The following is a 21,278-nucleotide window of genomic DNA, read 5'->3' as shown; positions in this document are numbered from 1 at the left end:
TAATCTCAGGTAAATGATAAAATTCTTTAGGAAAACACCTTGAAACTAACCGTAACAGTTTCCCCTCCTAGGAGGGGATTAAGGGGTGGGTTAAACTATATTTATGCGAAAAATAATACCATATAATCCAGATTTAGTTCCATTAGCTAAAACGCTTCGTAATAATATGACTTTAGGCGAAATAGCGCTATGGCGAGAGATAAAAAACAAAAAATTGAAGGTTAGATTTAGTAGACAAACACCAATTGATAAATTTATTGTGGCCTTTTATTGTAAAGACCTTATGTTAGCTATTGAAGTTGACGGTGCCGTTCATTTTAAAGAAGGTCAACAAGAAAAAGATGCTGTTCGCCAAAAACGTTTAGAAGCTTTCGGTGTTACTGTTATTAGATTTAGTGATTTAGATGTTAAAAATAATTTAAGCTGGGTGATTTATGAAATTGAAGAAACTATTTATAAATTGAAAACCCACCCCTAACCCCTCCAAGGAGGGAAACACCAAACCTTATGACCAAATTCTTTAGAAAAATTCGCCAAAATTTACTCTCAGAAGGCAAAATGGGAAAATATATAAAATACGCCATTGGCGAAATCATCTTAGTTATGATTGGTATTCTTTTAGCGCTTCAGGTAAATGACTGGAATACCAAGCGATTATTGAAGTCCAAAGAGCAAGTCTATCTAAAACAACTTAGAGTTAGCCTAAACAATGATTTAGAAAGCATAAAAGAAACAAAAGAATTTAATATTAAAAAAGCTTCTTATATAGACTCAACCCTTATAGTGCTAGAACAGTCTTCTAATCCTGAAAAATATTTGCCTAAAATTATTGATTATATGTATGTAATGGCTGAACATAATGTTTTTGAACCTAACAAAATTGCTTTTGAAAATATGATAGCCTCAGAAAATATTGACCTTATTACTAATATGGAGTTAAGAAAAGACCTTTCACTCTATTATAAAAGAGATTTTGTGAATAGTACCCAAGAGCGTATTAAAGAGCAAACACGCCAATTTGTAGATTATATTATGCCCAAAATAACCAACAGACAATTGATGAAACAATTGATGAAACACGATTCTCATTTACATGATATTTCAGAAACTAATGTACATAGTGATACACAAGCTTATGCGCATTTTTTTATTATGATTGCAAATATGGATAATCATAATGAACTTTTAGATACCACTACCGAAGAAATAAAACGTTTGCTAGATTTAATTGAAAACAATCTAAAATCATAGGCATGATTAAATGCTTTCAACACATACACCACCAAAACCTCCCCTCATCGGAGGGGCTGGGGGTGGGTTTTTGCCAAAATACTAGCAATACCCACCCCATAATCCCCTACCAAGAGGAGAAAACCCGAATACTATGATTAAGTTTTTTAGACATATTAGAAAATCACTCCTGAAACAAAATAAAATGGGAAAGTATTTTAAATACGCCATTGGGGAAATAGTCCTTGTAGTCATTGGAATTTTGATAGCACTTCAAATTAATAATTGGAATGAAGACCGAAAAAATAGAACAACAGAAGCTGATTATTATTGTAGAATGTTAGATGACTTTGAGCTTAATGAGAAGCTTATAAATGAAAATTATGAGCTACTAACCAACAAAATAGAACTAACAAAAGCGCTAATTTTAGATTTAAATACCTTACCAAATGATAGAAGCACAATCCTTAACAAATTTGTAGCAGCTATAAGACAAGACGTTTTTGTACCAAGCACTATTGTTTTTGAAGATTTAACCTCATCAGGGCAGTTAAAAGTGTTGAAAGATATTAATTTAAAAAACAGACTTATTGAGCATAACACATTTTTAAACAATACTTTAAATAATTTATCGGAAAATAGAAATGAAGTGCTTAAGAGATATGCAAATTTTGACCTGATAACTGAATTGGGATTTCAAGATTTGGAGTATGTGAAAAAAGAACTTGGAGAGGAAATTATTTCTTTCTTGCCAAACATTAATTGGGTAAACAACCCAGAACATCCCTATTTTATACAATTTCAAGACAATCTTGTTTTTATTTTAGGGATGCAAATAAGGCAAAAGGTATTTTTCTCTAGTTTACAACAAGAAATACAAGAGCCTATAAAATTATTAAAGGCTAAAAACTGTAATTGATTTGATAAAATCCTAAAAGTATGATTAAGTTCTTTAGACTAATACGACAGCGATTGCTCTCTGAAAACAAATTCAGTAAGTATTTAATTTATGCCATTGGCGAAATAATACTTGTCGTAATAGGGATTTTGATTGCATTACAAGTAAACAACCAAAATCAAACCAAAAACGAAAAAAAAGCCCTCAAGAATTACTTGGATAAAATCGCAATAAATGTAAAAAGCGATATTAAAGTCGCAGAATCTATGATTGAGACAAGGACGCAACAGTCAAAATTGTGTGCAGAGGCTACGGAATTGATTTCGAAAAAAGACTGGAGTGACCAACAAAAAATCACCAATGCTGTATTTGCAATGATAATAGAACAACCTTTGAATTTTAATCGTAGTGGGTTTGAATCTTTAAAAAACTCTGGATATTTACAACATCTTGACGACTCTAAAATAGAAGAATTGATATATAAGTATTATAATTCAGTTGATAAGGTAATATTTGAGGAAACAAGTTTACAAGTATGGGCTAACGATTTGGATTTGGAATTGCACAAAAGCGGTTTCTTTTCAAGGTGGTTGGAACTTGAAAAAAGACCAAACCAGAAAATGAGAGAAGCCCTAGGTAACTATACAGATACATTGACCGAACACAAAGGAAATGATATTGTGTTATCAATTTTATATAGAGGTTTTTTGTTCACAGCAGAACTCACAGGCTTTTATGAAGAACAAGTAATCGTTGGAAATGAATTGTTAACGGCAATAGAAAACTATAATTAAAAATTATGAAAGCACAACAACGTGCGCTTCATTATAACCAATGATTAAACGCTTCCGACATGTCTGTAGCTCACGTATAAAACAAAACCAAACGGGAAAGCCGAAACCCGAGAAACTAGGCACAAAACATAATATATTATGAAAAAAACAAGTAACCTATTGAATTTATTCGCAACGCTTCTGGTGTTAACATTTATTTGCCTGAGTTGTAACCAATCACAAAAAAAAGAAACGAAAGAAATAGAAAAAGAAGTCATTACTAAATCCGAAAAACCTGAATATTTTCTCCTGCGTCCAGAGGTAGAAAAAGCCTATGGATACTCTCATGCTGTAAAAATTGGCAATAGCATTAAAATTTCTGGAGCTGTAAGTATGGATGATCAAGGTAACCCAACAGCCGTTGGTGATATAGAACAGCAAATGAAGAACTGTTATGCCGATTTAGAAAAAATACTAAAACACTATGGCTGTACATTTAACGATGTTGTAAAGGAAGACATTTTTACAACTGATATGGGGCAAATGCTGGAAAAATCAGCGTACAGAGCAGAAATTTATAAAAGCGGATTTCCAACTGGTTCTTGGCTTGAAGTAAAGGGATTAGCATTACCTGAGTTTATGGTTGAAATTGAACTTGAAGTGCATAAATCGGAATAAAATATCAGTGCCTAATAAAAGCGTGAGTACAGCAGATTATGAACTTATATACAGTACTTTATGATTAATTTCTTTAGAAAAATCCGCCAAAAACTACTTTCTGACCTGCCTGCCGTCAAGGCAGGAAACAAGTTTTCAAAGTACATGCTTTATGCTATTGGCGAAATTGTGCTTGTTGTTATTGGGATATTGATTGCGCTTCAGATTAATAATTGGAATGAAAACCAAAAAGATATTGAAAAAGAACAACAAGTTCTTTTGAGTTTAAGAGAAGAATTCAAACAAAATATAAAAGAACTCGAATTTGACCATGCCTTAAATGAAGGATGTTTAAATGCCATTGTTGCGCTAATGAATTTTGACCATACAAACGCATTTAACACAAAAACTATTGATAGTTTGCTAGGGCAAATGTATAATTACGCCACATTTGATGCACGACTTGGTGTTATGAATGATATTATATCTTCTGGCAATTTAGAACTTATTAGAGATTCTAAATTAAAATATGCCCTAAACCAGTGGACCGGAGAACTTAACGACTACAAAGAAGACATTATTGTTAGAAGAGAATATTGGGTAAACAATTTACCTATAATATTTTACAAGTTCATACCAATGCGAAATGCAGATGCTTCAATGAACAGGTCTGATTACAAACGCGATATTATTATACAACCTATAGAAGTTCCGAAAGAAAATTACGTAGATTTTTTGTCTAACCTAGAAGTTGATAACATGCTGTTTGATTATTATATGAATCAATCTTATGTTACCGTAAACGAAAATACTATAATGCAGTTTTTACAAAAAACTTTAAGTTTAATAGAAGCCAACATAAAAGATGATTAAATTCTTCCGAAAAATACGCTACAATCTTATGAGTGAAAATAAAACAAACGCCTATCTTAAATATGCCGTTGGTGAAATTATTCTGGTGGTTATTGGAATTTTAATAGCTCTTGGTATCAACAATTGGAATGAAAACAGGAAGGCGTTTAATAATGATAAAATAATGCTTCAAAAATTAAAAGAAGAAAACCAAATTAGTATTGCCTTTTTGAAGGAGGACGTTAAATACAGAAACCAAATCCCCCAAATTATTGATGATTTTAATGCCTTTTTAAAAACGGAAGATTTAGATAAACAAAAAGATAGTGTAACTTCATATCTTGAGAGGGTACTGAGACTTACTGCTTACACCTTTACACAAAGCAACTTAAAAAACTATATTGAACGGCAAAGTACCCAAACATCAAAACTGAATAAAGAACTTACCAAACTTCAGGCATTTCAAGAAGATTTGGCAACAGTCTCTGTTAAAGCGTTAGACTACAAAATAAAATATCTTTATGATTTTTTAGAGAATGATATAGACTTTAATGCTTTTGAAATAAAGACACTCAAAAACATAAAATCTTTAGGTTTTAGAAATAAATTGGCGCTCATATCTGGTTTCGAGAGTGAAACAACATATCAGTTTAATCAAACCTTAACTCAAGCAAAAAAAGTAGATTCCTTAATTATTAAGCGTTTAAAACCCTAGACGCCAGCGTTTCTTTTCTTTAAAAACAACTGGGTAAAATAATATCTTCCAGAACTATTTTTTATAACACCTATACCAATATGCGTAAAATCGCCTTCAATATTTTTACGATGACCTGAACTGTTTAACCAAGCCTCCATTACAGCTTCGGCATCTCGTTGTCCATAAGCCACATTTTCACCTGTTCTTGATGCATCTTCTTCTGCTATTAAACGATCTGAACGGTCATCAAAGTCATCATGACTAATATCACGCTGGTCAATCATATATAAGGTATGCTCGTAGGCCAAATCATTTGCCAAAGCGTTAAATTCTAAAGCATTCATGCCAATACTAGCTCTATGGACATTTACAATCTGAAGAATTTCTTCAGCCACAGAAAGCGCTTCTAATTGCTCCATTTCCTCATCTGAAACCTCATCTTTCGAACAAGATGTAAAGGTTGCTATCAATACAAGGCAGAACAGGATTGCGTAGGATTTTAATCGAAAATTTGTCATAACTAAAGTAGATTGGGCGTTGAAATATACAAGTATCAACGATTTAGAGATGAAAAAATTTTAGAAAATCAATCAACTTAGTAAGAAATTAACCATTCATCGATGAATTTGATTAAATTTAATTCTGAAGAAAGGTTTATTGTTGTAATGAAAAGAAAAATCATACCATATAACCAAAATTTAGTGCCACTCGCAAAACAAATAAGAAACAATATGACACTTAGTGAAGTTGCACTTTGGAGAGAAATAAAAGGAAAAACCTTGGGTCTCAGATTTAGTAGACAAATACCAATTGATCAATATATTGTAGATTTTTATTGTAAAGATTTACAACTAGCTATTGAAATTGATGGTTCTATTCATTTTGAAGAAGGACAGCAAGAAAAGGACAGTATTCGCCAGAAACGTCTGGAGTCATTTGGGGTAACTTTTCTTAGGTTTAATAGTTTAGATATTGAAAACAATTTAGGTAGGGTAGTTTCAGAAATTGAAAAAATGATGGAGGTTTTACAAACCCACCCCCTAACCCCTCCAAGGAGGGGAATACTCAAACTCATAATTTATTTAATGCAGTCCACATATACGCATTCGTTTCCCCTCTCGGGAGGGGATTAAGGGGTGGGTTCTTCTCCTAAACTAAAAATTAAAAAACCTTAAGACATATTTAACATTTCTCACAAGGCTAAACCTTAAAACTTCAACGTAATTAAATTAACGAGATTCTACCTACGCTTTCGTTTTTTCGCTATTTTGTTCATTTAAATATCTTCTTCATGTCATTCAACAAACTCCTTGTTATAGCATTCATAATTGCTCTAGCAACTTCCTGTAAAAAGAAAGTAGTAGAAACCGATAATATCTTCAAGTTTAGGGATTATGTAAGTTACACCACCTCTGGAGTGACATCCGTAGCGAGTCCAATTCAAATTAATTTAGCGAACGACGTTGAAGGTTGGGAAATGGGTCAGGAAATCACAGACGATATTGTTTCCATAAAACCCCATGTTGAAGGCACATTAAAGGTAGCCAACAAACATACCCTCGTATTTACTCCAGATGAGCATTTAGAACCAGATACGGAGTACACCGTTATAGTTAAGCTTACTGATATTTACAAGAACATGCCCAAGGGTTTTGAGAATTACACCTTTCAGTTTAAAACGATTACCCCAAGTTTTAATGTACTTACCAACAGTTTACAATCGTATAGCAAGGAGTGGCAATATTTAGAAGGTGTTATAAAATCTGCGGATGTCATTACACTTGAAGATGCTAAAACCTTGGTTGAAGCTTCTCAAAATGGAAAAAATTTAGCAGTCGTTTTTAACGAATTAAATAAAAGTTCGAAACACTTTGAATTCAAAATTGATAGCATTCATCGCTTGGTGGACGACAGTAAAATTTTAGTAAAATGGAATGGAAAAGCTATTAAAGCAGATAATGAAGGGGAAAATACTGTGAACATTCCAGGGCGTAATCATTTCACGATTGTGGATACTGAAGTAGTACAAGCTCCAGAGCAATATCTATCCATTAACTTCTCAGACCCCCTTAAAAAACAACAAAATTTTGATGGATTGGTGTCCATTCAAAAGGTAAAAAATCCGAGATTTATCGTTGAAGGCAATCTTTTAAAAGTATATCCAGACAGTAAATTGGTGGGCAACATTCAAGTGGATGTGTTTCAAGGCATCAAAAATGATGAAGGTTATAAATTGAAAACACCTTTCTCTGAAACTATTGCTTTTGAAGAATTGAAGCCTCAAGTGCGTTTGATTAGCAACGGTACTATTTTACCAAATTCTCAGGAATTGAAGTTCAATTTTGAAGCTGTTAATTTGAGTGCAGTAGATGTTCGAGTGATTAAAATTTTTGAAGATAACGTACTTCAGTTTTTGCAGGACAACAACTTAAATAGCAATAACCGATACGATATTAAAAAGGTAGGCCGACGTATTGCAAAACAAACCATTCAGCTACAAACCGCTTCTGAAAATACAGGAAAATGGAAAGCCTACAGCATCGATTTATCAAAGTTTTTTCAAGCTGATGCGGGCGCTATTTATCGTATTGAATTGAGTTTTGACAGACCTTATTCTTTATATGATTGTGAAGCCAATACTGGAATCTCAAATGCCGAAAATGATGATTATGATGACTATTATGAAGAAGAATACTATGACGATAGTTACGAGGATGTAGCCGCAGAAGACGAAGATTTACGCGAAGAACAGTATTGGGATAACCTTTTGTATCGCTATAAAAACTACACGTACAATTGGCGTGAAGAGCAAAACCCTTGTCATGATGCGTATTATAACGAGCGTAAAATTGTGTCACAAAATTTGTTGGCCTCTAACTTAGGGGTTATCGCAAAACGAGGTGGCAATAACTCCTATTACTTTGCTGTAACCAACATTTTAAACACAGAACCCGAAGCCAATGCAAAGGTTTCGCTGTACAATTTCCAACAACAGGAATTAACATCTAGATCTACGGATGCTCAAGGGTTAACCACCATTGATGCCGATAAACACGCCAATTTCGCCATTATTTCTAAAGGAAATAATACTACTTATGTAAAGTTACAAGATGGGAACTCGTTATCCCTAAGTAAGTTTGATGTGTCTGGACATCGACTGCAACGCGGATTAAAAGGTTATTTATATGGAGAACGTGGAGTTTGGCGACCTGGAGATACGTTGCATTTAACTTTTATGTTGAATGATAATGCAAATCCACTTCCAAAACGGCATCCTATAAAGTTAGAAATTACCGACCCCAATGGAAAATTGGTTTATAAAAACGTCACTTCCGATAACCTCAACAATTTTTACAAATTCACAGTGCCAACGTCCACTGAGGATAAAACTGGAAATTACAATGCCAAGGTTTCTGTAGGTGGCGCAACTTTTAACAAAGGCCTAAAAATTGAAACAGTAAAACCTAACCGTTTAAAAATTAAGATTGATTTTGATGATGACATTCTTTCAAGTACTAAACCTCTCAACGGCGATTTGGATATAACATGGTTACACGGTGCGCCTGGAAAAAACTTGAAAGCTGAAGTTAAGGCGAAATTTAGTTCAGTATATACCGCTTTTGAAAACTACAAAAACTATACGTTTAACGACCCAACACGCAAATTTCAAACGGAAGAAACCAATGTATTTGAAGGGAAGGTAAATGATGAAGGCTTAGCTACAATTAATAAAAAACTTAACATAGGTAAGAATGCTCCAGGCATGCTAAACGTTCAGTTTTTGGTTAGAGCCTTTGAAAATGGAGGCGATTTCTCTTTAGATGCCTTTACCAAAAAATATGCGCCTTATGATGCTTTTGTTGGGTTGCGATCGCCTAAAGGCAATGCCTATGGCTCCTTTTTTACAGATGAAAAACAAACCTTTGATATAGTAGTGGTTGACAAAAACGGCAAACCCATACAGCGCAATAATCTTGAAGTTAAAATATACAAAGTTGAATGGCGCTGGTGGTGGAATTCGACTTACGATGACTTAGCAAGCTATGTGTCGAGCAGTTACCATCGCCCTTTTAAATCCCATAAGGTGAATACCGATGCGAATGGTAAGGCAAATTTCGACATAAAAATTCCTGACGAAGACCGTGGACGTTATCTCATTCGCATAGTGGATCCCGTAAGTGATCATGCTACAGGACGTACCGCCTATTTCTATAAAAACTGGTGGCAAAAAGCACCATCCAGCGACAAAGAGGCCGCTAAAATGTTAGTGTTTTCTGCAGATAAGGAAAATTATAGTGTAGGCGAAACTGCTAAGATCACCTTTGCTTCTGGAAGTGAAGGTCGCGCGTTAGTAAGCATTGAAAATGGCACGGAAGTGCTGGATCACAAATGGGTAAAAACATCAAAAGGTGAAACCGTAGTTGATGTTCCTATCACAAAAGAAATGGCACCCAATGTATTTGTGAATATTTCGCTATTGCAACCACATGCTATTACCGCCAATGATTTACCCATTCGCTTATACGGTGTCATACCTATTATGGTGGAAAATCCAAGCACCAAGTTGCATCCAGAATTACAGATGCCCGATAAATTGAAGCCTGAACAAATGTTTGAAGTTAAAGTTTCTGAAAAAAACGATAAACCCATGACCTACACTATCGCCATGGTAGAAGAAGGCTTGTTGGATTTAACCCGATTTAAAACCCCAAATGCATGGAACGAATTTTACAAACGAGAAGCTTTAGGTGTAAAAACTTGGGATGTTTTTGATGATATTATTGGAGCTTATTCTGGAAGTATCGATCAAGTGTTTGCTATTGGTGGCGATGGAAGTGCAACAGGTGGAAAAAACAAAAAAGCAAACCGTTTTAAACCAGTGGTGACTTATTTAGGTCCATTTAAATTGGAAACTGGAAAAACCAAAACCCACCAAATAAAATTGCCAAATTATATAGGCTCAGTGAGAACTATGGTGGTTGCTGGAAATAATACAAATGAAGCTTACGGAAGCACAGACAAAACCGTACCCGTTAAAAAACCTTTAATGGTTTTAGCAACGCTTCCGCGGAAATTAAGTCCAGGTGAAAAAGTTACCTTACCCGTTACTGTTTTTGCTATGGAACCTAAGGTGAAAAACGTAAACATCAGCTTAAAATTAAGTGATGGTATTTCCATTGTTGGTAACACCAAAAAGACCTTAAGTTTTGCAAAACCCGATGAGCAAATGGCTTATTTTGAATTGGATGTAAGTAAAGCCAAAGGCATCAATACCGTTGAAGTCATCGCCTCAGGACATGGTGAAACCTCGAAATACAAAGTAGAATTGGATGTGGTAAATACCAACCCTATCACTTCAAAATCTATTGATGAAACGTTGACTGCGAATGCTTCTGAAACGTTGAGTTTTTCAACGTTTGGTGTGGCAGGTACAAATTCGGCAACAGTGGAGTTTTCAACCTTGCCTCCAATGGATTTTACGAGACGATTGGAATATTTGATTCGGTATCCGCATGGTTGCGTGGAGCAAACCACATCAAGCGTATTTCCACAGTTATTTCTAGAAGATATTTTTGATCTAACCTTTGATAAGAAAAAGAACATACGTGATAATGTAGAAAAAGGTATTAAACGTTTAGGGCGTTTTCAAAGACCACACGGAGGTTTGAGCTATTGGATGGGAGAAAACAATGCCAACGATTGGGGTACAAGTTACGCTGGACATTTTATGATTGAGGCCGAAAAGAAAGGTTACGTTTTGCCATTAACCTTTAAGAGCAATTGGCTGAAATACCAAAAACAAACCGCTAGAAATTGGCGACCGAGTTACAGGCATTATAATTCTGATTTGGCTCAGGCATATCGCTTATACACATTGGCTTTGGCCGGTAGTCCAGATTTAGCAAGCATGAACCGTTTAAGAGAATTCAGTGAAATTTCCAACGAAGCTAAATGGCGATTGGCTGCTGCTTATGCTCTGGCAGGACAAAAAGAGGCTAGCGACCAATTGTCGCAAACGGCTAATGTTGAGTTTAAATCGCATCGCTATAACTATTACACCTATGGTTCGGTGGATAGAAACCGAGCCATGGCTCTAGAAACTATGGTGTTAACTAAAAACCCTAAAACACGCGAGTTGGCAGAAACCATTGCTAAAGACTTGTCAAGCGACAGATGGATGAGTACACAAACCACAGCCTACAGTTTGTTGGCCATGGCGAAACTGGTAAATGCTAATGGAGGAAAAGCTTTAAAAGTGAATTATAGCATAAACGGCTCTTCTGAAAGTATTGATACTAAAAACGCAATTGCACAAAGACAATTGAACATTGTAGATGGTGCAAATACTATAACCTTAAATAACAAAGAAAATAATGTAGTGTACGTTCGTGTGTTGAACTCTGGAAGGTTACCGCTTGGGCAGGAACTGGTTGAAAAACGAGGTTTAAGTGTTTCGGTACAATACAAAGATTTACAAGGCAATACAATTGATGTTTCTAAACTAATGCAAGGTCAGGATTTTGTGGCCACGGTTAGTGTAAGCAACATGAAAAACTACAACATAAATGATGTGGCGCTGACACAAATTTTCCCTTCGGGATGGGAAATTGTAAATACCCGATTTACAGCGTTTGGAACCACAACCTCTAATAAAGCGCGCTATACAGATATTAGAGACGACCGGGTGAATTTCTATTTTGACTTAAGCAAAAGTGGAAATTCCAATAGCACCAAAACATTCTCGGTAATGCTTAATGCGAGTTATTTAGGCAATTACTATTTACCGGGAATTCAGGCGGAGGCTATGTATGATAACGACTTTTTAGTGAGAACTAAAGGGCAATGGATAACAGTAAGTAAATAACGTTACTGAAGGTGTGTATTTTGTTATTCTGAACTGATACTCTGAACGAGGACACTGAGCGAAGTAGAAGTGTAGTTGAAGTATAATTCAGAATCTAAACTCCTGAAAATCTGAGTGTAATTTTCAAATTTTTGAGAAAGAGACGTTTGCTGACTTTAACCTTCTTATGAAGTTAAACTCAGAATTGGCAGATACGCCCGCGTTAGGGATTGCAGTGGAAAGCCCACAGCGAAGCCCTTAGGCGGAGCGAGGACTTGAAACGTAAAGCCCGACCGTAGCGATCCTGCAAGGTTTCTAAAAAACCTTGTAGGTATGAGCGAAGGGAACGCCCAAAATACATACACGATTGGTAACATAAAAATGTAAAAAAATGACAAAATATATTTATATGATAGCACTATTGATAGGATTCAATATGGCTAACGCACAAGAAATTAGATACGTAAACGCCGATAACGGCTTATTTTTAAGAGAAACCCCTAATCCAGGTTCAAAACACGTGGATAAATTGTTGTATGGCACTGCTTTGAAAGTCACCGAACGCACCAATTTAAAACTTGATGTTAGAGATAATAACGACATTATTTCTGGGGAATGGGTAAAAGTAACCTGTACGGATGATTTATATAATAGTAGAACGGGTTACGTGTTTAACGGGTTTTTAACGGATAAAAAGCTCGAAAAACGATTTAGTATTGATTTTGAAGATTTTAAAATGGAGTTTAGTGATTTGAGTGCCGAAATTATTGGTAATCCTCAAGTTTCTGTTCATGATTCTGACATGGTGGATGCTTTTATTGAATTTGGAGAAACCCTTGAAAACAAAACAATTAGAATACGACATCATTCAAAATATAAGGACATTAAAGTGTTTCAGAGATATGAGAATAGTGTTTTGGTTTCTTCAGAGGGAACGCAATGTCATTTGGACGATTGGAAAATATTCTATTCTGCTTGGGAGCCTTTAATATCGGTGCAAAAATCTACTGTATTTGAAACGATTTCCTATAGTAATAAAGCTTCTGCCAAATTTATTGATGTGGATTTGAATGACTTTAAAAACAGTGTTAAAGCACATTGTGGCGATGCTTGGTATAATGCGGTTAAGAACAACAAAAAAGTCAATAATGGTGGTTCTAAAATTGTGATGAGCAACATTTGTTTTAAGGTGGTTTTTAAGACTATGGATGATAAGACAGTGGAGAAGCTGGTTGCTTTTGATGTTCCTGTGGTAAATCAAGAAGTGATATCGGTTGGGTATAATCAGTAGTTTATATTACAACCTTGTTTAGGTTTTTAAAATGCAAAGCATAATAGGCTATATAAAAAAAAGAAAGGTAAGATTTTTAATCTTAACCATACTTTGTGTAGCCTATTATTTTTGCTTACCAAAACAGCTCTTCAAAGACCCTACAGCCACTGTAATTACAAGTGTTACGAATGACCTCTTAGGAGCTAAAATAGCCGATGATGGGCAATGGCGATTTCCTCATAACGATAATATTCCAAATAAGTTTAAAACCTGTATTATTCAGTTTGAAGACGAATATTTTTATAAACATCCAGGATTCAATCCAATTTCAATTTACAAAGCACTTCGTGATAATTTAAAATCAGGCGCTGTAAAACGTGGTGGAAGTACCTTAACACAACAAGTCATTCGTCTATCCAGAAAGGGACAAAAACGAACCTATTTTGAAAAACTAAAAGAGCTTGTTTTGGCGACGCGACTAGAATTACGAGCATCCAAAGACCAAATTTTAGCCTACTACTCGAGTAACGCTCCTTTTGGAGGCAATGTGGTAGGATTGGACGCTGCATCATGGCGTTATTTTAATAGGAATCCTAATGATTTATCTTGGGCTGAAAGTACAACTTTGGCGGTATTACCTAATGCTCCTAGTTTAATTTATCCTGGAAAACGCCAAGAACAATTGTTGAAAAAACGAAATCGACTTCTAAAAAAACTCTTGGCTAACGCTATCATTGATACCTTAACATACGAGCTTTCAATTGCAGAAACCTTACCTCAAAAACCCTATCCATTACCTCAAATTTCACCACATTTATTACAAAAAGTGGCAAAAACGAATAAAGGCGAATTTGTTAAAACTACCATTGATAAGGCCTTTCAGGAACAGGTAAATCAAATTGTAAAAACACATTATCATCAGTTAAGTCAGAATGAAATATATAATGCTGCAGTATTGGTTTTAGATGTGCACACACGAAAAGTATTGGCCTATGTCGGTAATACACCTACCGATAAAACGCATCAAAACCGAGTTGATATTATTGATAAACCGAGAAGTACAGGTAGTATTTTAAAGCCATTTTTGTATGCTGCCATGTTGGATAGCGGCGATTTACTGCCAAATACTTTGATCCCAGATGTACCAACACAATTTGGAAGTTACAACCCTGAAAATTACGATAAAACCAATGAAGGCGCTGTTCCAGCCAGTAAAGCATTGGCTAAATCTTTAAATGTTCCTGCCGTTAGAATGCTACAACAATTTGGGTTAGATAGATTTCATCATTATTTAAAACAATTACACCTTAAAGATTTGAAATACTCAGCGAATCATTACGGTCTCTCATTGGCTCTTGGAGGTGCCGAAAGCAACCTTTGGGATTTATGCAAAAGTTATGCGGCCATGTCTTCAACATTAAATCATTTTACCGAAACTTCCAGTGAATATTTTAAGAATGAATTTTGCGAACCCACTTTTTTAGCAAATACACCTGTCGATTTTGGCACTAAAACCTCAGAAAAAACCCTATTCGATGCTGCTTCTATCTATTTAACGTATGAAAGCTTGAAAGAAGTAAACCGACCTGAAAGTGATGAAAGTTGGGAATTTTTCGATAGCTCGAAACAAATTGCTTGGAAAACAGGAACAAGTTTTGGTTTTCGGGATGCTTGGGCTATCGGCACCACTAAAGATTACGTTGTTGGTGTTTGGGTTGGGAATGCCGATGGCGAAGGGCGCCCAGGGTTAGTTGGTGTGCAAACTGCTGCCCCTATTCTTTTTGATGTGTTTGGTATTTTGTCCAATAGCGAATGGTTTGAAAAGCCTTTTGATGAAATGCAAGAAGTGTCTATTTGCAAATTGAGTGGATATCGGGCTTCACCAGATTGTGATGTTACAGAAAACAAATATGTTCAAAATAGTGGTTTAAAAACCAAACCTTGTCCGTTTCATAAGTTGGCTCATCTTAATCAAAGTGAAACCTATCAGGTAAACGCCTCTTGCGAAGATTTATCAAACATCACACATAAATCGTGGTTTGTATTGCCACCTTTGATGGCACATTACTACAAAACCAAGAATCCGTTTTATAAGCCTTTGCCTAAATTCAGGGAAGATTGTTTGGGGGGAAACAATGTTTCCATAGAATTTATATATCCAAAAGCCAATAATACGATTTTTCTCCCCAAAGATTTTGATGGCGAAACCAATGATTTAATTCTGAAAATTGCCCATCCAAAACCTGAAAGCGCTGTATTTTGGCATGTTGATGAACACTTTATTGGTGCAACAAAAGATATTCACGAATTAGGGATTAAACCTAAAACAGGCGAGCATATTATTACCGTTGTAGATGAATTTGGGAATGAGGCGAAGCGGAGGATTGAGGTTATAAAATAATCGTATGAATTTAAAGCAACCTTTTTCAATAAATCACATCTTTATAAAAATATTTCATGAGATTACTTTTATCCTTATTATGTTTACTATGCTTATTATCTTGCGAAGAAGATAACAAATGTGAAGGAGACCCTTTTGTTCAATATCTATTTATTGAAATTATTGATTCTGATGACAATAATTTAATATCGAACAATACATTTAAACCTAGTGAAATTATTATAACCGATTCTAATGGTTACTCGATGATTAATCCTGTTCAAAATATTCCTAATCGGGGTGACCTAATTGTTATGGTAGTATATGGTAATCAGGGTAATAACTCTTTTGAAATTAAATTGTCTGATACTATTACAGACACACTTGTAATGAATGTAAGTAATGAAATAACGGAAGCTCCATGCTCTGTGAACATTAGTAAACTAAATTTTGTAACTTACAATGGCGTAAATAAGGCCTTAAATAATTTTGAAGGCTTTCTTATTACCGTCATTAAATAGGTTTACCTCAAAGAAAAACCTTTGGCAGCCCACCAAGGATGTATTTCAATTTCCAAACGTCCAGCTTTCACCATTGGGTCGGCATTTGCTAAACTATCTGCCATTTTTAGAGTGGGCACATTGTAGATGGTAATGCCACGAATATCGCCATCATCACCAAAAGGCCCAGAAATATCGGCGTATCCCATCTCATACATTTTTCCTAGGTGCGCTAAATGCTGTTTTTGCAAGTCGGCCGCTTCCTCCTCGTTTTGTCCACGAATAGGACCTCGCCTTAAAAAGGCTATAAAATATTGCTGCATTATTACAGTGTCCTTTGTTTTTTCATCCACATAATCAAAAATCTTGAATCCTTTTGAGGTAAGCTCTTGTTTTAATTGTTTGGTGGTTTTTACTGGTTCATCCTCTACTTCTGTATTATCTATTTCTGTCTCCACATTAGTTTTTATCGTTTCCTCAATTTCGGGAGTTTCTTCTATCTCAACAGCAGATGTCTTTGTAGTGTCCTTGCAACTTAAAATTGTTAGAATTGCGATGATGTAAATGATTGTCGTTTTTTTCATGATGCCCAAGTTTTATAGGATTGTTTACTTAGTTGCGAATTATAGTATTGTATGTGTCCAGTGACCTCTTCTCCTAGCCAATTGGGTTTTTCAAAAACCTCATTTTCAGAGTTTAACTCTACTTCTGCTATAATCAATCCCTCATTTTCCCCTAAAAACTCGTCTACTTCAAATACATGATTTCCTATTTGTATTTCATAACGAATTTTATCGATAATTGTTGGCTCACAGAGTTTTAAAAGTGTCTCCGCCTCTTCTTTTTTGATTTCAGTTTCCCATTCAAAACGGCTTAAACCATCATCCGTAGATTTTCCTTTAACTGTTAAAAATCCTTTTTCTCCTTTCACTCTTACCCTTACAGTTCTTTCTGCATGGGTATTTAAAAACCCTTGAGTGATTCTCGTTTTTGTCTTTGCTTCACTTTTAAAAGCAGTAGAATTTACCAAGAATTTCCGTTCAATTTCTATCATAAAATAAATATCGTCTTTTAACTTTTATGAGATTCCTGCCTCCGCAGGAATTTATAAATTTACAGTATGTCTGCCGATTTACCAATACGCAAAATAATTCATGTGGATATGGACGCGTTTTACGCCTCTGTGGAGCAAATGGATAACCCTGAGTTAAAGGGAAAACCCATTGCAGTTGGTGGAGGCGGAAAACGGGGCGTTGTTAGTGCTGCAAGTTACGAAGCGCGTAAGTTTGGAGTAAAAAGCGCTATGGCTGGGACTTTGGCGGCTAAACTGTGCCCTAATCTTATTTTTGTAAGAGCTAATTTTGAACGCTATTCGGAGATTTCTAAACAAATTCGGAAGATTTTTTTTGATTATACCGATTTGGTGGAGCCTTTATCGCTGGATGAAGCGTATTTAGACGTTACCAATAATAAAAAGGGCAACCCAAGTGCATCGTTAATTGCCAAGGAAATTCGGGAACGTATTTTTAATGAGGTTGGATTAACAGCTTCAGCAGGTATTTCCATCAATAAATTTGTGGCAAAAGTTGCCAGTGATTATAACAAACCTAACGGGCAAAAAACCGTAAATCCCGAAGCGGTTTTAGCGTTTTTGGAACAGTTGGATATTCGAAAATTTTATGGTGTTGGGAAAGTTACTGCTGAAAAAATGTACCAAAAAGGCATCTTTACTGGAATGGATTTAAAGCAAAAATCCTTGGAATACCTAGAACAACATTTTGGAAAATCTGGAGCCTATTATTATCATATTGTTAGAGGAATTCATAACAGTGAAGTTAAGCCACATCGCACAAGAAAAAGTTTAGCTGCAGAACGTACATTTAGTGAAAACCTATCTTCTGAAATTTTTATGTTGGAAAAGCTAGAGCATATTGCTGAAGAGGTTTCCAGAAGATTAGCCAAAAGCAACGTAGCTGGAAAAACAGTCACCTTAAAAATTAAGTATAGTGATTTTACGTTGCAAACCCGAAGCAAAACCTTGCCCTATTACATCAGTGATAAAAGTGTTGTTTTAGAAACTGCAAAAGATTTATTATATCAAGAAGCATTAAATAATTCGGTGCGTTTGTTGGGTATTTCCCTATCTAATTTGAATACTGAGAAAAAGGACAAGCCTGTTGAAAAAAAAACGGTAAGTGTGCAGTTGAGGTTTGGGTTTTAAAGAGACAAACATTATTAAATACAAATTATTGCTAGTTACAATTGGGTTCATATTATTTAATTGTTCTGAGAATTGCTATATTTCTTTCTTATATTGACAATCTAATTTAAGTCATAAAAACCATGATAAAACATTGGGTAGCACAATATTTGATAGTAGTACTGAGCAGTTTTTTTATGCTTTCATGTGAACAAAAAGAGGTTCTGCCCTATATGGACACCGCCCTTTCTTTCGAAGAGCGAACAGAGGATTTGGTCTCTAGAATGACCCTTGAAGAAAAAGTATCCCAAATGGTCAATGGCTCCCCTGCCATCGACCGACTGGGCATTCCTGAATACAACTGGTGGAGTGAAGCCTTGCATGGGGTAGCGAGAGCAGGCCTTGCTACTGTTTTTCCTCAAGCCATTGGGCTGGGTGCCACCTGGGATCAAGAGCACATGTACAACGTAGCTTCTGTGATATCAGACGAGGCGAGAGCGAAACACCATAATTTTGTTACTAGAGATAAAAGAGCACTTTATCAGGGACTGACACTTTGGTCCCCTAACATCAATATCTTCAGAGATCCGAGATGGGGTCGAGGACAAGAAACCTACGGCGAAGATCCATACCTGACAGGGAAAATGGCTGTCCAGTTTGTCAAAGGTCTGCAGGGAGATAATGACAAGTACTTGAAAACCGTAGCAACCGTTAAGCACTTTGCTGTGCACAACGGGCCAGAACCAGAAAGACATATTTTTGATGCAACGACAAATGAAAGAGACCTATGGGAAACCTACCTTCCCCAATTTGAAATGGCCATCAAGGAGGGTCATGCCTACTCAGCAATGTGTGCATATAATAGATACAATGGTGAGGCATGTTGTGGCAGTAATAGGCTAATGACACAGATTCTTAGAAAAGAATTTGATTTTGATGGCTTCATCGTATCAGACTGCGGTGCCATAGAAGACATCTTTGCTGACCATAAGTTGGTCTCTAATGCTGCTGAGGCTTCGGCACTAGCGGTAAAATCAGGATGCGACCTAAATTGTGACTTGGGTGAAGGTATATATCTTCATCTTATTAAAGCTGTCGAACAGGGACTTATCACAGTAGAAGAAATAGATGTCGCGGTGAAGCGATTGTTTCTCGCGCGAATGAAACTTGGCATGTTCGACCCTGTAGAAAAGGTTCCATATGCCAACATTCCATATGAAAAGGTAGATAGTAAATCGCACCAAGAATTGGCACTAAAGGCAGCCCAGAAATCAATGGTCTTGCTAAAGAATGAAAACCAAACCTTACCCTTCAGTAAAAACCTGAAAAAGCTTGCTGTTATAGGGCCGAATGCCGACCAATGGCTCATGTTACTCGGAAACTATAATGGGGTTCCCAGTAATCCTATCACCCCCTATGAGGGCATAAAAGCCAAAATTCCCAATGCCGAAGTCAGCTTCGCCCAAGGTTGTGAGCTTGCAGAAGGAATGCCCATGTTTTATACCGTTCCCAGTGAAGTGCTATTTACCCAAAAAGGCAAGCCAGGATTAGAAGCTGCATACTTTGATAATGATACGATTTCAGGAGAACCTAAGTATACGGAATTGGTCAAGGTCTTAGATGCCAACTGGAATGACAAGGCGCCTAGAGATGATCTTGATGATGATGATTTTGCAGTCAGATGGACAGGTGTGATAAAACCTTCAATAAGTGGAAAATATTCGCTCGGTGTAATCAGCACCAGTAATACACACCTTTATCTTGATGGAGATGTAATAGCCGAAACAAAATACCATTACCGTGACGAATACGGAGATCCCCGGCTTAATAAATCTGAAATGATATACCTCGAAGCGGGCAAATCCTATGCATTAAAAGTAGAGGCTGGTGAGTCATACGCAGATGCGCAAGTTCAACTCGTCTGGGCAACACCAAAACCCAATTTACTAGAGGAAGCAATACAAACGGCTAAAAATGCAGATGCCGTCGTGCTTTGCATGGGGCTTACCGCTAGAATGGAAGGTGAAGAAATGGAAATTCATATCGATGGGTTTCGCGGTGGGGATAGAACTAATTTGAATCTACCTACAACACAACAAGAGTTAATAAAAGAAATACAAAAGATAGGAAAGCCAACCGTTCTTGTTTTATTGAATGGTAGTGCATTGGCAATCAATTGGGAAGATGAAAATATACCAGCAATCTTAGAAGCATGGTACCCAGGACAGGCAGGTGGTACCGCAATCGCAGATATTCTATTCGGGGATTACAACCCTGCCGGTAGACTACCCGTCACTTTCTATAAAAACATTGACGATCTTCCACCCTTCGAGCAATATGAAATGACGAACCAGACCTATCGATATTTTAAGGATGAGGCATTATATCCTTTTGGATATGGATTAAGCTATAGCAATTTTAGCTACTCAAATTTTCAAATCCCTATAACTGCACCTATCGGTGAAGAAGTACCTATTTCCGTAGATATTACCAATACCAGCAAATTAGATGGGGAGGAAGTCGTTCAGGTATACGTTACGCGTTTGGACACGGATTTGCCTGTACCACTTAAATCCCTGAAAACATTTAAAAGGATAAATATTCCTGCTGGAGAGACAACAACCGTTTCATTCAATTTGCCAGCTGACACCTTCCTCGTCATAGATGAGAAAAATGAGCGAGTAATAGCGCCTGGTAATTTTCAGGTCAGTATAGGAGGCGGACAGCCTGATGTAGAGAAGAAAAGTTCAAATGTATTATCTAGCGAAATAGTGCTGAGATAAAAATGGGTTTTCTTCGCCACCACATATACATAATGTGACATACAGGACGGTTATCATTGAGGGAATGGTACACAACGATGACAGCCAATACCAAAAATATGTGTATGAAACCTAATTCATTTTGGATCCAACCAGTGGGCGAATTACATATCACTCCATAGCTCCTTCGTCGCTACGGAGGCCATAACTAT

General features: G+C 36.2%; 18 protein-coding genes. 15 read left to right on the top strand and 3 right to left on the bottom strand.

Going from position 1 to position 21,278, the window contains the following annotated elements:
• Positions 1 to 103: 103 nt before the first annotated feature.
• The 7 genes from AC1B0Z_RS12700 to AC1B0Z_RS12670 all read left to right on the top strand — a co-directional run bounded on the left by AC1B0Z_RS12700 (position 104) and on the right by AC1B0Z_RS12670 (position 5,125).
• Positions 104 to 478: an endonuclease domain-containing protein gene (locus AC1B0Z_RS12700; protein ID WP_483792417.1), complete on the top strand. Its 375-nt coding sequence runs from the start codon at positions 104 to 106 to the stop codon at positions 476 to 478.
• 29 nt (positions 479 to 507) lie between these two features.
• Positions 508 to 1,251, top strand: coding sequence for a DUF6090 family protein (locus AC1B0Z_RS12695; protein ID WP_483792416.1), 744 nt, complete (start codon positions 508 to 510; stop codon positions 1,249 to 1,251).
• Positions 1,252 to 1,435: 184 nt separating this feature from the next.
• Positions 1,436 to 2,149 (top strand): DUF6090 family protein, encoded by a 714-nt coding sequence (locus tag AC1B0Z_RS12690; RefSeq protein ID WP_483792415.1) that lies wholly within the window; start codon positions 1,436 to 1,438, stop codon positions 2,147 to 2,149.
• 20 nt (positions 2,150 to 2,169) lie between these two features.
• On the top strand, positions 2,170 to 2,922 hold the full coding sequence (locus AC1B0Z_RS12685; protein WP_483792414.1) for a hypothetical protein: 753 nt from the start codon (positions 2,170 to 2,172) through the stop codon (positions 2,920 to 2,922).
• Between the two features lie 138 nt (positions 2,923 to 3,060).
• On the top strand, positions 3,061 to 3,579 hold the full coding sequence (locus tag AC1B0Z_RS12680) for a RidA family protein (protein ID WP_483792413.1): 519 nt from the start codon (positions 3,061 to 3,063) through the stop codon (positions 3,577 to 3,579).
• Between the two features lie 60 nt (positions 3,580 to 3,639).
• Positions 3,640 to 4,431, top strand: a complete 792-nt coding sequence (locus AC1B0Z_RS12675) for a DUF6090 family protein (RefSeq protein ID WP_483792412.1) — start codon at positions 3,640 to 3,642, stop codon at positions 4,429 to 4,431.
• A gap of 28 nt (positions 4,432 to 4,459) precedes the next feature.
• On the top strand, positions 4,460 to 5,125 hold the full coding sequence (locus tag AC1B0Z_RS12670; RefSeq protein WP_483792411.1) for a DUF6090 family protein: 666 nt from the start codon (positions 4,460 to 4,462) through the stop codon (positions 5,123 to 5,125).
• Here AC1B0Z_RS12670 and AC1B0Z_RS12665 read toward each other — a convergent pair.
• The gene (locus AC1B0Z_RS12665; protein WP_483792410.1) at positions 5,122 to 5,625 is read right to left on the bottom strand and encodes a CAP domain-containing protein; all 504 of its coding nucleotides are present in this window, start codon (positions 5,623 to 5,625) and stop codon (positions 5,122 to 5,124) included. The genes AC1B0Z_RS12670 and AC1B0Z_RS12665 overlap by 4 nt on opposite strands.
• A gap of 102 nt (positions 5,626 to 5,727) precedes the next feature.
• On the opposite strand from AC1B0Z_RS12665, the gene AC1B0Z_RS12660 reads away from it, so the two are divergent.
• The 5 genes from AC1B0Z_RS12660 to AC1B0Z_RS12640 all read left to right on the top strand — a co-directional run bounded on the left by AC1B0Z_RS12660 (position 5,728) and on the right by AC1B0Z_RS12640 (position 16,125).
• Positions 5,728 to 6,240 carry an endonuclease domain-containing protein gene (locus AC1B0Z_RS12660; protein ID WP_483792409.1) on the top strand — a complete coding sequence of 171 codons (513 nt, stop codon included), beginning with the start codon at positions 5,728 to 5,730 and terminating at the stop codon, positions 6,238 to 6,240.
• Positions 6,241 to 6,398: 158 nt separating this feature from the next.
• A complete protein-coding gene (locus AC1B0Z_RS12655) occupies positions 6,399 to 11,972 on the top strand; it encodes an alpha-2-macroglobulin family protein (protein WP_483792408.1) in 5,574 nt (1,857 codons plus the stop codon).
• A 370-nt stretch (positions 11,973 to 12,342) separates the two neighbouring features.
• A complete protein-coding gene (locus tag AC1B0Z_RS12650) occupies positions 12,343 to 13,242 on the top strand; it encodes an SH3 domain-containing protein (RefSeq protein ID WP_483792407.1) in 900 nt (299 codons plus the stop codon).
• 31 nt (positions 13,243 to 13,273) lie between these two features.
• Positions 13,274 to 15,625, top strand: a complete 2,352-nt coding sequence (gene pbpC / locus AC1B0Z_RS12645; protein WP_483792406.1) for a penicillin-binding protein 1C — start codon at positions 13,274 to 13,276, stop codon at positions 15,623 to 15,625.
• Between the two features lie 56 nt (positions 15,626 to 15,681).
• Positions 15,682 to 16,125: a hypothetical protein gene (locus tag AC1B0Z_RS12640; protein WP_483792405.1), complete on the top strand. Its 444-nt coding sequence runs from the start codon at positions 15,682 to 15,684 to the stop codon at positions 16,123 to 16,125.
• A gap of 2 nt (positions 16,126 to 16,127) precedes the next feature.
• On the opposite strand, the gene AC1B0Z_RS12635 is transcribed toward AC1B0Z_RS12640, so the two are convergent.
• Together AC1B0Z_RS12635 and AC1B0Z_RS12630 are read right to left on the bottom strand one after the other, a co-directional pair.
• The gene (locus AC1B0Z_RS12635) at positions 16,128 to 16,688 is read right to left on the bottom strand and encodes a YciI family protein (RefSeq protein ID WP_483792404.1); all 561 of its coding nucleotides are present in this window, start codon (positions 16,686 to 16,688) and stop codon (positions 16,128 to 16,130) included.
• Positions 16,685 to 17,158, bottom strand: coding sequence for a CYTH domain-containing protein (locus tag AC1B0Z_RS12630; protein WP_483792403.1), 474 nt, complete (start codon positions 17,156 to 17,158; stop codon positions 16,685 to 16,687). The genes AC1B0Z_RS12635 and AC1B0Z_RS12630 overlap by 4 nt, the downstream gene beginning before the upstream one ends.
• A gap of 66 nt (positions 17,159 to 17,224) precedes the next feature.
• Between AC1B0Z_RS12630 and dinB the strand changes: the two genes are divergently transcribed.
• From dinB to AC1B0Z_RS12615, 3 genes are all read left to right on the top strand, one after another.
• On the top strand, positions 17,225 to 18,325 hold the full coding sequence (gene dinB, locus AC1B0Z_RS12625; RefSeq protein ID WP_483792402.1) for a DNA polymerase IV: 1,101 nt from the start codon (positions 17,225 to 17,227) through the stop codon (positions 18,323 to 18,325).
• Between the two features lie 122 nt (positions 18,326 to 18,447).
• The gene (locus tag AC1B0Z_RS12620) at positions 18,448 to 21,087 is read left to right on the top strand and encodes a glycoside hydrolase family 3 C-terminal domain-containing protein (protein ID WP_483792401.1); all 2,640 of its coding nucleotides are present in this window, start codon (positions 18,448 to 18,450) and stop codon (positions 21,085 to 21,087) included.
• Positions 21,088 to 21,121: 34 nt separating this feature from the next.
• Positions 21,122 to 21,202: a hypothetical protein gene (locus AC1B0Z_RS12615; protein ID WP_483795304.1), complete on the top strand. Its 81-nt coding sequence runs from the start codon at positions 21,122 to 21,124 to the stop codon at positions 21,200 to 21,202.
• The last annotated feature ends 76 nt before the right edge of the window (positions 21,203 to 21,278 follow it).

The organism is Hyunsoonleella sp. J2K-J805 (assembly GCF_057167125.1).
The sequence above is the reverse complement of the archived record's forward strand: the minus strand, read 5'-3'. Positions and strand labels throughout refer to the sequence as shown.